Origin of the sequence: Nocardia jinanensis, assembly GCF_014645735.1 — a bacterium.
GTDB lineage: Bacteria > Actinomycetota > Actinomycetes > Mycobacteriales > Mycobacteriaceae > Nocardia > Nocardia jinanensis.
Window position 1 is genome coordinate 175189 of sequence record NZ_BMMH01000007.1, and the last position, 12443, is coordinate 187631.

Annotated in this window: 13 protein-coding genes; 3 read left to right on the plus strand and 10 right to left on the minus strand. The window is 66.8% G+C overall.

Annotated features, from left to right (window positions below; genetic code table 11):
* Positions 1-36: 36 nt before the first annotated feature.
* From IEY68_RS18305 to IEY68_RS18335, 7 genes are all read right to left on the minus strand, one after another.
* A complete protein-coding gene (locus IEY68_RS18305; protein WP_058853596.1) occupies positions 37-876 on the minus strand; it encodes an NAD(P)-dependent oxidoreductase in 840 nt (279 codons plus the stop codon).
* A 24-nt stretch (positions 877-900) separates the two neighbouring features.
* Positions 901-1422, minus strand: a complete 522-nt coding sequence (locus IEY68_RS18310) for a DoxX family protein (RefSeq protein ID WP_058853597.1) — start codon at positions 1420-1422, stop codon at positions 901-903.
* A gap of 4 nt (positions 1423-1426) precedes the next feature.
* A complete protein-coding gene (locus IEY68_RS18315) occupies positions 1427-2398 on the minus strand; it encodes an alpha/beta hydrolase (RefSeq protein WP_058853768.1) in 972 nt (323 codons plus the stop codon).
* A 16-nt stretch (positions 2399-2414) separates the two neighbouring features.
* A complete protein-coding gene (locus IEY68_RS18320) occupies positions 2415-4100 on the minus strand; it encodes a thiolase C-terminal domain-containing protein (protein WP_058853598.1) in 1686 nt (561 codons plus the stop codon).
* A gap of 138 nt (positions 4101-4238) precedes the next feature.
* Positions 4239-5591 (minus strand): cytochrome P450, encoded by a 1353-nt coding sequence (locus IEY68_RS18325; RefSeq protein ID WP_058853599.1) that lies wholly within the window; start codon positions 5589-5591, stop codon positions 4239-4241.
* A 15-nt stretch (positions 5592-5606) separates the two neighbouring features.
* Complete coding sequence (locus IEY68_RS18330) at positions 5607-5801, minus strand: ferredoxin (protein ID WP_030521009.1); 195 nt, start codon at positions 5799-5801, stop codon at positions 5607-5609.
* Positions 5802-5846: 45 nt separating this feature from the next.
* Complete coding sequence (locus IEY68_RS18335) at positions 5847-6554, minus strand: SDR family NAD(P)-dependent oxidoreductase (protein ID WP_058853600.1); 708 nt, start codon at positions 6552-6554, stop codon at positions 5847-5849.
* Positions 6555-6787: 233 nt separating this feature from the next.
* On the opposite strand from IEY68_RS18335, the gene IEY68_RS18340 reads away from it, so the two are divergent.
* Positions 6788-8257 (plus strand): aldehyde dehydrogenase family protein, encoded by a 1470-nt coding sequence (locus IEY68_RS18340; protein ID WP_058853601.1) that lies wholly within the window; start codon positions 6788-6790, stop codon positions 8255-8257.
* A gap of 259 nt (positions 8258-8516) precedes the next feature.
* Entirely contained in the window at positions 8517-9725 is a 1209-nt protein-coding gene (locus IEY68_RS18345) for a CaiB/BaiF CoA transferase family protein (protein ID WP_082681162.1), read from the plus strand.
* A 278-nt stretch (positions 9726-10003) separates the two neighbouring features.
* On the opposite strand, the gene IEY68_RS18350 is transcribed toward IEY68_RS18345, so the two are convergent.
* Positions 10004-10306 (minus strand): hypothetical protein, encoded by a 303-nt coding sequence (locus tag IEY68_RS18350; protein ID WP_373292985.1) that lies wholly within the window; start codon positions 10304-10306, stop codon positions 10004-10006.
* Positions 10307-10469: 163 nt separating this feature from the next.
* On the opposite strand from IEY68_RS18350, the gene IEY68_RS18355 reads away from it, so the two are divergent.
* Positions 10470-10907, plus strand: coding sequence for a TIGR03667 family PPOX class F420-dependent oxidoreductase (locus tag IEY68_RS18355; RefSeq protein ID WP_058853602.1), 438 nt, complete (start codon positions 10470-10472; stop codon positions 10905-10907).
* A gap of 197 nt (positions 10908-11104) precedes the next feature.
* Here the strand turns inward: IEY68_RS18355 and IEY68_RS18360 are convergent, their stop codons facing one another.
* Both IEY68_RS18360 and IEY68_RS18365 read right to left on the minus strand, forming a co-directional pair.
* A complete protein-coding gene (locus tag IEY68_RS18360) occupies positions 11105-11401 on the minus strand; it encodes a hypothetical protein (protein ID WP_058853603.1) in 297 nt (98 codons plus the stop codon).
* Between the two features lie 312 nt (positions 11402-11713).
* Positions 11714-12433, minus strand: coding sequence for a MerR family DNA-binding transcriptional regulator (locus tag IEY68_RS18365; protein WP_156426049.1), 720 nt, complete (start codon positions 12431-12433; stop codon positions 11714-11716).
* Positions 12434-12443 lie beyond the last annotated feature (10 nt).

Here is a 12443-nt window from a genome sequence, read left to right on the forward strand (position 1 = left end):
CGCAACGCTGCGGATGACGCGGCGTGGGACGCTGGTTCAGCGGGGACGGCCCATCAGGCCGAGAGTGGCGTCGGCGGTGTCGAGTACAACCCCGGGGGTGATATCGGCGGCGGCCGCCAGTTCGCTGATCAGCCGGACGTCTTTGCGCAGCAGATCGCCGGCGTGGGTAGCGATCTGGTCCAGTGTGCCGCCGCCCGCGAGGATCCGTCCGAGCGCGAAACTGTTACCGCTTCCGTTGCCGATCACTTCGCCGAGTCGTTCGGGGCTCACCCCGAGCCGGGCACCGAGTTCCAGAGTGCTGACCGCAGTGGACATATGCGCGGTGAACAGGAGATTGTTCAGAAGTTTGGTGGTCTGCCCGGCGCCGACCCCACCCAGGTGCACCACCGGATTCGCATAGGTTTCGAACACCGGAAGGCATCGCGCCAGGGTGTCCTCGCCACCACCGGCCATCACCAGCAGCCGTCCGGCCGCCACCGCGGGAGCTCCACCGCTGACCGGGGCGTCGATGAGTGAAACACCCTGATTGGCCGCGATTTCGGCCAGTTCGCGGCAGGTATCGGGATGCACCGTGCTGTGGATCGCGATCACCGGCGGCGTGTCGCGTCCGGCCGCGGATCCGGCGAATCCGGCCAGCACGCCGTCTTCGCGCTCGAGAACTTCCCGCACATCGGCGTCGCCGACCACACACAGGCATACCAGATCGCTCTCGGCGGCCAGTGCTGCCGGACTGTCGGCGACCTTCGCCGCGGTGTCCCCGTACGAGTCGGTGGTGGCGGTCCGGCGCGCCCACAGCGTGGTCGGGTATCCGGCCTCGACGATGCGGCGGGCCATGGGACCGCCCTGACTTCCCAATCCGATGAATCCGACGCGCATCAGATGTTCCTCTCTACACACAGCTCAGGAATCGGCGTCCGCCGACTCCGATTTCGGGGCCTGCGGCCGCCAGAAGGTCGCCAGCAGGCCCGCGGTGGCCAGCACACCGACCCCGAGCGCGATCGCGCCGCCGCCCCAGCCGGTGATCTCGATACCGGCGGCGTGGTCCACGGACAGCCACCCGGGCCCGAGGATGCCGATCGCCAGCGAGACCACCGCGAGGACCAGGACGTACTCATAGCCGTCCTTGAATACGAAGAAACCGTTCTTCCGGTGCGCCAGCAACGCGGCGACCGACATCACCGAGATGACCGCGGCGGCCGCCAGCGGAGTGAGCAACCCGAGGATCAGCAGTGCACCCGCGCCGATCTCGGTGATCACGCTGAACCAGGCCTGAAGTACGCCGTTGCGCAGTCCCAGGCCGCTGAACCAGCCCGCGGTGCCGGCGATCTTGCCGCCGCCGATCCAGTGATTGACCCCGTGCGCGATCATGGTGGCGCCGACGACCAGCCGAAGCAGCAGTAGTGCGATATCGGTGATGTCCATTCGGTTACCTTTCCGGCCGCGCCGTCGCGCCGCCGTCGAATCGCAGGGTGGGCCCGGAGAATTCTCCGGGCCTGCGGGCGATGATGCATTCCTCGGTGAAGGCCAGCACATCCAGGTGGTAGGCCGGTGCCGTGCGGCCGAGGCTGACATTGTGGCCGGTATCGGGTATCCGGTTCACCACGACCCGCGGGGAGCCGGTGAACAGGGAGCCGACCGCGCCCATTTCGGCCGGATCGTTGCGCCACACCCGCTCGTATTCACCGAGGCTGTACCGCACCGGTACCGGGATATCGGGCGCGAGCCCGAGGAACTCCGCGCGGGCCCAATCGTGCAGCGACCTCGACTCCAGGTGCGAGCCCGATGCGGAGACGCTACCGCCACCGAGGATGTTCTCGGGATAGAGCCGGGCGGGCTCCCAGATCAGCCGCCCCACCCCACGCGGTCGCCGGCCTGCCACCCGGTCGGCACCCCAGAGGAGGTTGTGGGCTTCCTGCTGGTGTTCGCGCCCGGTCCCGGCCAGTTCGAGTCCGAGCAGTTCGGCGCCGCGTGTGGCCGCCGCCATGCGAACCGCGAGCTCACAACCCGCCGAATGCGCGAGCAGGAAAACACCCGCACCGCGGGGCAGCCCGTCCAGCAGTGCGTCGACGGCGCCGTAGATCAGTTCCACCCGGCGCTCGGGCCGTTCCAGCAGATCGGCGTAGGGGGCCGAACTCCGGAATCCGGGCCGGTCCAGTGCCAGCACGGTGTATCCGAGTCGCTGTCCCGTTCGCAGCAGGGAGTACTCGGGATGCCCGGGGCAGTCGAAATACCGGGAATCGACGGCCCCGCCGTGCAGGGCGACCACGACCGCCCGCGGATCGGGCACCTCGGACAGCAGACCGGAGACCGGGATACCGTCGACCTCGGGGACTGCGGCGACCACCGGCAGTGGGCCGATGGAATCGGCCGGTACCGGCTCGGATTCGGTCAGGGTCACCACGCACCCCGGGCCGTCACGATTCGCTCCGCAGCAGCACAGCGCCACCGGGTGTGAGACCACCGCTGGACACCACCGCCACCTCGGCGCCGGCCACCTGACGGTCCCCGGCGGTCCCGCGCAGTTGGACGATCGCCTCGTGCATCAGTCCCATGCCGTGGGTGCGGCCGTGCGAGAGCTGCCCGCCGTGGGTGTTCAGCGGCAGGAGGCCGTCCCGGGCGATGTTCTTGCCGCCGTCCAGGAAATCCTTGGCCTCGCCGATCTTGCAGAAGCCGAGCGCCTCGATCCAGGACAAACAGTTGATGGTGAACCCGTCGTACAGTTCGGCGACATCCACATCATCGGGTCGCAGATCGGTGCGGGTCCACAGGTGTGCGGCCGGGCCGAGGACCTGCGGTTCGTGGGTGAGTGTGCTCTGATCCCATTCGATCCGTTCGACGATCTGGGTGCCCACAGCTTCCACCCGGACGGCCGGTACCGGCAGATCGGCGGCGGCCTCGCGGGCCGAAACGATCACCGCGACGGCGCCGTCGCACGGGACATCACAGTCGTAGAGACCGAACGGCGTGGTGATCGGGCGGGCGTTCAAATAGTCGTCCATCGTCATGGGATCGCGGTATACCGCACTCGGGTCGAGCGCGGCGTTCGCGCGCTGGTTCAGTGCGATCCAGCCCAGGGTCTCGCGCGTGGTTCCGTAGTCGTGGAAATGCCGCTGCGCCTTCTGCGCCAGCGTATGCGCCGCGGAGGTGGAACCGAAGGGATGCATCCAGCTCGCCGTGCGACCCCCGCCGGACGCGGGGATCGTGCCCCGTTTCATCAGCTCGTTGAAGGTGGCCTCCCAGACCGTGCGGAAACACAGCACATGGGTGGCGAGCCCGGCGTGCACCGCGAGCATGGCCGCGATCACCGAACCGCCGGGCCCGAAAGTTTCGATCCCACCGTTGTGCCAGGTGGGCCGGATACCGAGCGCGGATTCCAGCGCGGTGACCCCGCCCTCCCCGAATCCGCCGAGATTCCCGCCACCCGGATACGAGGACAAGCCGTCGATATCGTCGAGGCCCAGGCCCGCGTCGGCGATCGCCTGCTGGCAGGCGTCGACGGTGAGCTCCAGCGGTGGCCGCATGAGCCGCCGCCCGATCTGCGACATACCGATTCCGGTGAGCGCGACACTGTCCTCGAATTTGTCGCCGCGCCGCCTCGGGGTCACGTGCTGGGCGAACTGATCCGCGGGTATCTCGTCCACCGGTAGCGGCGCCGGGCCCGATCGTTGCGCGGCGGGCCGGAACAGCGGCAGCCACACATCGTCGTCGTGCTGGAACACCACCTCCAGCGGCATTCCCAGGGTGAGTTCATCGGGATCGCAGTCGACGATATTGGTGGTCAGCCGGACCCTCGGATCGTCTTCCAACGCCACCGTCGCCACTACGTACGGCGGCGGGAGGCCGGGTAGTCCGAAGCGGTGGTTGACGGTGAACGACGCGAGTATCGCGGTACCCGAGACGATCCGGGGCGACAGGTCACGCCCTCGGCAGTAGCGGCAGATCGGCTGCGGCGGATGGATGAGGGCCGAACACGCCCGGCACTCCTGGATTCGGAGGTTGCCGTCGGCGCCCGAAGTCCAGAAGAACTCGGTGTCCAGGGACAGCAGCGGTAGCGGTCGCCCCGAACGGGGTGCCGGATCGTCGCCGGTCGTCGATGACATATCGCCTCCTCATGGCGTCGGTAGCAGGGTTCGATGCCGACGTGGCGACCTCGTCCAATGCTCCACACCCGCGACGAGAGGCTGGTCGGCCACCCGCCGCGGGTCGAAATTCCGTCGTGCTGTCGATGGGCTGCCGCGTCAGATCTGTGCCGAGTCCTTACGGACCGTAACCGGTTCGGCGAGTCGCTGTTCGTCGCAGACGGTTTGCAGTTTCTCGAGTGTTTCGGTGAGCCCCGGGCCGAGCGGTTCACCCGGGGTGAAGGTGGCCGGTAGATGTCGCATTCCCTGGATGACCGCGATGGTCTCGTAGTGCACGGCTTCCTCCGGGATACACCGGAAATCCGGTATCCGGTCCAGGACGGCGACCAGCATCCTCTTGTACACCGCGCGGGCCACGTTCGATCCGATACACCGATGGATGCCCAAACCGAAACTGAAGTGCCGGTTTCCTTTACGATCCAGCACCACCGTGTCGGGCTCCTCGAACACCGCCGGGTCACGGTTGGCCATGGCCCAGGACAGCCACAGTCGTTCTCCTTCGGCGAACCGGGCGCCGGCCAGTTCGACATCGGAGTTCACGGTGCGGCCGTCACCGGGTGCCGGAGTGAAGTAACGCAGAAACTCCTCCGTCGCCGAATCCAGCAGCTGATCCCGCTCGCGACCGAGGGTCTCCCGTTCCTCCGGATGTTCGGACAGCCACTCCAGGGAATGGGCGGTCAGCGCGGTGGTGGTATCGAAACCGCCGCCGATGAGCAGGCCGAGCATGCCGAGGATCTCGATATCGGAGAGCGGCGCACCGCCGAGTGTGGCCTCGGTGGCGAGCGCGTGGATGAGCCCGGGCCGGGGATTCGCCCGGATCTCGGCGAGATTGGTGTAGAGATCCAAGCCCATTTCCTGGTGTAACTGGTGCACCCGCTCGAATTCCGGGGAGTCGGGCGGGGTGTACACCGTGGCATGCGCGGGTTCGCTGTAGACCGCCCAGTTGCGCAGTGGTACGCCCAGCATGGCCAGGGTCAGCACCGCGGGCACGATATTGGCCAGGTCGTCGACGAAATCTATCCGTCCTTCGGCGATCTTCTCGTCGAGGGCGGCACGGACGAGTTCGTCGACGAACGGTATCCACCGCTGGACCGCGGCGGGCGAGAGATATGGGTTGAGCACCGCGCGCAGTTCGCGGTGCTCGGGATCGTCCATCTCCAGAATGCCGTTGCGGATAGCGGCCTGGTTGGTGGAGGGGATGGTGATGCCCTGATATCCGCGCCGCACACCTTCGATATCGCGATCGCTGGAAACATAGGGGCACCGGGCGAGTTCGAAGACCTCCCGGTTTCCCGCGGCCACCCAGTAGCCGTCGTGGTGGTCGGTCCAGGCGATCGGGCAGTGCTGGTGCATATGCTCGGTGATCGTCTGGAACGATTCCCGGTAACCGGGTTCGTAACGGTCGAAATCGAGCCGGGGATGCAGGCGGTCGGTGGGTTCGGCGGCGGACATAGGTCCCCCCTCGTGCTATTCGGTGAGCGAGATGGCGCGCTCGGGGCACGAGTGCACCGCTTCGCGCACCTGGTCCTCTTGGTCGTGGGCTACATTTTCGTCGACCGGCGACGAATGTCCGTCGATTTCACTGAGTTCGAACGCTTTCGGCGCGATCATCGAGCACAGGGTGTGTCCCTGGCAGCGTTCCTGATCGACATGGACCTTCACGGTTGTCACTTCCCTTCGGATGCGGTGGGCGGATACCCGGGGCTGTCAGGTGTTGCGTCCGCCGTTGACGCCGATGATCTGGCCGGTGATGTAGCCGGCCTCGTCGGAGATCAGGAAAGCGCAGGTGGCGGCGATGTCCTCGGGTTTGCCGACCCGCCGCACGGGAGTGCGCTGAATATGGTCCTCGACGGTGCCGCCGAGCAGCCGGCGCGCCTCGGAGCGGCGCAGCATGGGGGTGTCGATGAAGCCCGGGGGGACCGCGTTGACCGTGATGCCCGACGGACCCAGTTCCAGCGCGAGGGATTTGGTGAGTCCGTTGACCGCGGATTTCGAGGAGACGTAATGGGACATGAACGGCTGACCCGACTGCGCGCTCGACGAGGAGATATTGACGATCCGGCCCCAACCGGCCTCGATCATATCCGGCAGCACGGCCTGGATGGTGTGGAAGACACCGTGCAGGTTGACCTCGATGACCCGCTGCCATTCCGCGAAGTCGATGTTCTGGAACCGTTTGAATCCGTCGACTCCGGCCGCGTTCACCAGAACCGTCACCGGACCCAGCTTCTCGCGGACGGCGCCCAGTGCTTCGGCGATGCTGTCCGGGTCGGTGACGTCGGCCCGGTAGGCCGAATCGTCGTCCGCGGCGGGATTTCGGTCCAGGGCGGCCACGTGGAATCCGTCGCTGCGCAACCGCTGCGCGATGGCCAGTCCGATGCCCGAGGCGCCGCCGGTGACAACTGCGGTTTTCACGCTTGCCTCTCCTCTCTCGCGCCCACAGCGCAAGAACATGCATTCCGAATAGGGAGAACCGTACTCTCGGGCAGATCCGGTCCGCAAGATCTGCACGATCCGTCCGAGGTCGGCCGGCTGCTGGGTGTACTCGGGTTACTCCTGCTCGCCGAATCGGCAGCGTGAGCTCCCTTGCCAAATGTACTATTCTCCTCAAACGAGAATGTAATTTTCACAACTTTCGAGGAGGCGGGATGTCAACGCAGGAAGAGGCGGTGACTGCCACGCAGCGGTTGCTCATCGACGGGCAGCTGGTCGAGACCGGGGCGAGCCTGGCCTCACTCAATCCCGCGAACGGGGAAGTGGTCGGCCACGCGCCCGAAGCCGGTGTCGCCGAGGTCGACGCCGCCGTGGCCGCCGCCCGCCGCGCGTTCGACACCACCGATTGGCCGACGAACCACGAATTCCGCGCGCGCTGCCTGGATCAGCTCTACCAGGCGCTGCAGGACAATGTGGAGGAACTGCGCGCCCTGATGATCGCCGAGGTCGGCGCGAGCTACATCCTCACCAAGGGCAACCAGCTCGAAACCCCGTTCGAGATCGTCAAGTACTACTCCGGTGTGCTGAAGGGCTACACCTGGACCGAGGATCTCGGCCCGGTCGAGATCCGCGGCGCCCAGCATCAGCGCTGGGTGGAGAAGGAGGGCGCCGGCGTCGTCGCGGCCATCGCCGCCTACAACTACCCGTACCAGCTGGCCTTCGCCAAACTCGCGCCGGCGCTGGCCGCGGGGTGCACGGTGGTCCTCAAGGGCGCCCCCGATACCCCGCTCATCACGCTGGCGCTGGGTGAGCTCATCGCGAATCACACCGATATCCCGGCCGGGGTGGTGAATATCCTGACGAGCTCCGAAGTGGCCGTGGGCGAGCGGATGACCACGCACCCCGACGTCGACGTCGTATCGTTCACCGGCTCCACGCCGGTCGGCCGCAAGATCATGGCCGCCGCCAGCGCCACCCTGAAAAAAGTGTTTCTCGAGCTCGGCGGCAAATCCGCGGCCATCCTGCTCGACGACGCCGATTACAACCTGGGCGCCATGTTCGCCGCCTTCAGTATCTGCTCGCACGCCGGACAGGGCTGCGCGATCACCACCCGCCTGCTGGTGCCCCGCGCCGATCACGACAAGGTCGCCGAACTCGTCGCCGCCAATCTCGCCAACATCACCTACGGCGACCCGGCCGACCCGAAGAACTACATGGGCCCGCTGATCAGCGAACGCCAGCGCGACAAGGTGCACGGCCTGGTGGAGCGGGCGGTCGCCGCGGGCGCCACGCTGGTGGCCGGCGGGGAGAAAGTCGATCCGGGGTACTTCTACAAGCCGACCCTGCTGGCGAATGTCGACCCCGACAGCGAGATCGCCCAGGAGGAGGTGTTCGGCCCGGTCCTGGCGCTGATTCCGTACGACGATATCGACGACGCCGTGCGAATCGCGAACAACTCCATTTACGGTCTGTCCGGCGGTGTGTTCGGTGCCGACGCGGAGCGCGCCCGGGCGGTGGCCCGCCGGATCCGCACCGGCACCTTCAGCATCAACGGCGGCAACTACTTCCACCCGGACGCGCCTTTCGGCGGCTACAAACAGTCCGGCGTCGGACGTGAGATGGGCGTGGTGGGTATGGAGGAGTTCATGGAGCGCAAGACCATCGCGGAGGTGGTCTCGGCATGAGCGAGTCAGGCCCGGAGGCGGTAGCGGAGCGTGACCACGGAGGGCCCTCGCTCGTGCCGAATGGACACAGCATGAGCGAGTCAGGCCCGGAGGCGGTAGCGGAGCGTGACCACGGAGGGCCCTCGCTCGTGCCGAATGGACACAGCATGAGCGAGTCAGGCCCGGAGGCGGTAGTGCGATACCTTCGCCTGCGCTTCGGCCTCCGCGTCAGTGTGTGGACCGGTCGGCCGGTCTCGATCGGGCCGGAAGGAGACGTCTCGTGAGTAAGCCGCTGGAGGGGATCACCGTCCTCGAGGTCGCCATGTACGGGTTCGTACCCTCGGCCGGTGCGGTGCTGGCCGACTGGGGTGCGAACGTGATCAAGGTCGAGCACGCGGTCACCGGCGATCCGCAGCGCGGGTTGCGGCAGATCGGCAAGTTCAAGGTGGAGGGCGATCCGAACCCGAATATCGAACACGCCAACCGCGGCAAACGCAGTATCGGCGTGGATATGTCGGCCGAGGGCGGTCGCGAGGTCATCTACGAACTGGCCCGCCGGGCCGATGTGTTCCTCACCAGTTTCCTGCCCTCGGCCCGCACCAAGTTCGGGATCGACGTCGACGATATTCGCGCGGTCAACCCGAAGATCGTCTACGCCCGGGGTAGCGCGCTCGGCCCGCGGGGCCGGGAATCCGATCGCGGTGGCTACGATATGACCGCTTTCTGGTGCCGTGGCGGGGTGGCCGCCACCATCACCCCGGAGGGTACGAACGGCATGATCCAGCCGCCCGGCCCGGCCTTCGGCGACACCATCTCCGGGACCAATCTGGCCGGGGGGATCGCCGCCGCACTGCTGAAACGGGAGCGGACCGGGGAGCCGTCCGTCGTCGATGTCTCCTTGCTGGGCAGTGGCCTGTGGTCGCTGGGCCATACGGTCGCGCTGTCGGCGTATCAGGGCGAGCCCATGCTGGCGCCGCCACCCGGCACACACGGTGCCATGTCGAACCCGCTGTCGGGCCTCTACCGTACCGCCGACGACCGCTATCTCTCCTTCGTCATGCTGCAACCCGGCAAGTTCTGGGCCGATGTCTGCCGTCACATCGACCGTCCCGAACTGGCCGAGGACCCCCGCTTCGCCGACGCGGCGCAGATCGCGGCAAATACCGATGCCGGGGTCGAGATCCTGCGCGAGGCGATCGCCCAGCGGACCCTCGCCGAATGGACGAAGAGGTTCGCGACTCTCAAAGGCCCCTGGGCTCCCGTCCAGGACTCGTTCCAGGTGGGTCAGGACGATCAGATCAGGTCCAACGAATATCTGCTCACCGCAGGTGAATTGGAGCTGGTATCCAGTCCCGTCCAGTTCGATGTCACGGCTCCGCAATTACGGCCGGGGCCGGAGTTCGCCGCACAGACCGAGGAGGTGCTGCTCGAACTCGGCTGGGATTGGGATCGCATCATCGAACTGAAGACCAGCGGGGCGGTGGCCTGAGGGGTTTTTCAGCGAGAGCGGTGCCGGAAACTATTCCGCTTCCCGGCACCGTTCTCGATCTCGATCTCGGAGCATCGCGGAGGTCGAGGCTGCTAGTTGCTCCAGGGTCGCACATCGGCACGGTTTGGCGTCATATCAGGGTGGCATACGCCATCAACCCTGCATCGAGTGGTGGTATGGATCAGCAACGTCGTATGTATACCCCAGAAAGGTCCTTGGTGTCCGTTGTCGTCTGCGCACGGCTGGTGGAGTGAGCTACCCAACGGTCGTCAGCTGGTTCAGCTGCTCTCGCAGCCGATTCCGTTACCGTCGCGGTCCAGGTCGTACTCGTCGGGACCGATCACCCGCACCCGTCCGGTATAGGCGGGTCCGTTACCGCTGCCCCCGTCACAGTCGACATCGCTGGTGATGGGGACGCAGGGGTCGTAGGAGGGGTGACATCCCGCGGGGGCGGCGGCGGCCGGGGCCGCGGTCGCGACCAGGCCGTACGACGCGACAGCGAGGGTGGCGGCGCCCAGGATGGACAGCGTTTTCATCAAGGCTTCTTTCAGCGAGAAGAACGAATCGCTGAAGTTTCGCACGGCCCGGACCGAGGCTGCCCTGTTTCAATGGAAAAGTGACCTCCAAAAAGAGTTATCGGATGCTTACCGGAATGCCGGGCAACCGCGCTCTCGGCCGGGAATCGTCTCGGTGGCCCCGGTGTTGTTCCGGGCGCATCCCGCCCGCGCATCCCGGAGGCCGCTCATGACGACACCCAGTGCCAGCGAATTGATCGACCCTGCCACGGATTTCGGTGCCCGAGTGGCTGAGCGCCTGGAGCGCGAGCAGATCGTATGGCTCACCACTGTCGGTCCTACCGGCACCCCGCAGCCCAACCCGGTGTGGTTTCGCTGGGATGGGGAGGCCTTCCTCGTCTTCAGCCAGCCCGACCGGCCCAAGCTCCGCAATATCGCCCGCAACCCACGGGTGGCGCTGCACTTCAACAGCACCGAGAGCGGGGGAGAAGTGGTGGTCTTCGGGGGCGTCGCCCGGGTCGAAACCGCCGTCGACCCGGAGGAGGAGGCGGCATACCTCGATAAATACGAGGCCGGGCTGGCAGGTCTGTCCATGACCGGAGATCGATTCCGCGCCGAGTACTCGGTGCCCATCCGGGTGGTGCCCGACCGTCTGCGCGGGTTCTGACCCTCAGAATTCCAGGTCGGACCACGGAATCCGGATCGTGAACGGATAATCGATCTCGGCCCCTCGGTATCGCCGGGCGTCGATTTGCCCATCAGCCGGTAGTCGGCCGGATAGCGCGGACGAACCCCGGCTGGAGGCTCATGGGTGGTTTCCCTGGCGAACGCCCGGATCATCGCGATCTCGCTCATCGAGTCCGGCTACGAACTGAACACCACGCTCTCGAATGCCGACCCACTCTTCGGGGCCGTCGGCGCCCCCTCGCAGTTCGGCCCGGGAAAAGCGGCGACCTGTAGCTTCGTCTCGTTCGCGACGACACCGGCGGCTCCCGGCGTGTTGTGGCAGCGATCGGTTACGGGATCGCTCAATACGGCGTGGCCTCCGTTCTGGCCGACGTAGACGAAGTCGCCGGAAGCCGCGTGGGCGCTGGGCGGGACTGCCAGCGTGATCACCGCTCCGGCGGCGAGGGTGCCCACGGTATCGATGATGTGTCGCACTCGCTGTTCCTCTCGATTCGGGGAAAGGGACGGTCGTGTACGTGTTCGCAGTATTCTCCTCGGGCCGCCGCGGTGTGGGCAGGCGATAAATACCGCCGGTCACCGCATTCTCTTCGGAGTGTCGCAGCGCGGCGTGACCTTGCCGCGACCGCTGCGGCGGTGTTGCGCAGGTAATCCCCCGAGTCGGCTTTCCGCCTCGCTCGGTGAGAAGCGGCGGCCCGAGTAGGCCATCGACCACACGCACCCGCATCGCGACTACGAAAATCAACCTGTACCAGGGAATACGCGAGAGCGGTCCGATTCCGGCCGATGTTACGGTGACCCGCTGCCGTCGGGGATCTCGCCCAAATACTGTCCGAGCCGGCCGGCGGCTTCGAGCATGGCGACTCCTCGCGCGGTGAGTTTGCGCCGCCACTCGTCGAGAGCGGCGGCCAGAGCGCCGGTGCCGCCGGCCGTCCGGATCTGGGTGACCACGGTGGCGATCTGGGGCAGGCCGTAGCCCCCGCGTCGCAGGAGGTGGGCCAGCTCGGCGTCACGAATATCGGGTGCCCGGTAGACGCGATATCCGGTGGCCGGGTCGCGAGCCGGGATGAGGATGCCGACGGTCTCCCATGCGCGCAGGGTGGCGGGGGTGACGCGGAGGTGGTTCGCGAGTTCACCGACGGAGCGGTCGGCGCCGGCGGGGGAGCGGTCCGCCATGGCGCCGGTCTCGTCGGTGAGGTGGTCTATCGCCTTCCGTACCGAGTCCAGGGTTTCGCGGTCGCGGAGCAGTTGGTGGTGGCCGAGGTCGATGAGTTTCAGTGCGTTGTCGAGTTCGCCGCCGTGGATCTCGGTCATGATCCGGCCGGCGAGCGCGTGCCCGTACGCCGCGACGAGACCGAGGAAGGCCCGTAACGCGGCCGCGTGTATCTCGGTGTAGACCCGGTAGCCGCTGGCGGTGCGTTCGGCGGGCGGCAGGAACCCGTCCCGCTCATAGTTCCGGACGGCTTGGGTCGAGAGTCCGTGTTCGCGCGCGAGGTCGGTCGGTCGCATTCTGATCACC

What these genes read in the sequence shown, in the direction of transcription:
- IEY68_RS18305 (WP_058853596.1), bottom strand. Translation starts at nt 876, where the DNA reads ATGCGCGTCGGATTCATCGGATTGGGAAGTCAGGGCGGTCCCATGGCC.
- IEY68_RS18310 (WP_058853597.1), bottom strand. Translation starts at nt 1,422, where the DNA reads ATGGACATCACCGATATCGCACTACTGCTGCTTCGGCTGGTCGTCGGC.
- IEY68_RS18320 (WP_058853598.1), bottom strand. Translation starts at nt 4,100, where the DNA reads ATGTCATCGACGACCGGCGACGATCCGGCACCCCGTTCGGGGCGACCG.
- IEY68_RS18325 (WP_058853599.1), bottom strand. Translation starts at nt 5,591, where the DNA reads ATGTCCGCCGCCGAACCCACCGACCGCCTGCATCCCCGGCTCGATTTC.
- IEY68_RS18340 (WP_058853601.1), top strand. Translation starts at nt 6,788, where the DNA reads ATGTCAACGCAGGAAGAGGCGGTGACTGCCACGCAGCGGTTGCTCATC.
- IEY68_RS18355 (WP_058853602.1), top strand. Translation starts at nt 10,470, where the DNA reads ATGACGACACCCAGTGCCAGCGAATTGATCGACCCTGCCACGGATTTC.
- IEY68_RS18365 (WP_156426049.1), bottom strand. Translation starts at nt 12,433, where the DNA reads ATGCGACCGACCGACCTCGCGCGCGAACACGGACTCTCGACCCAAGCC.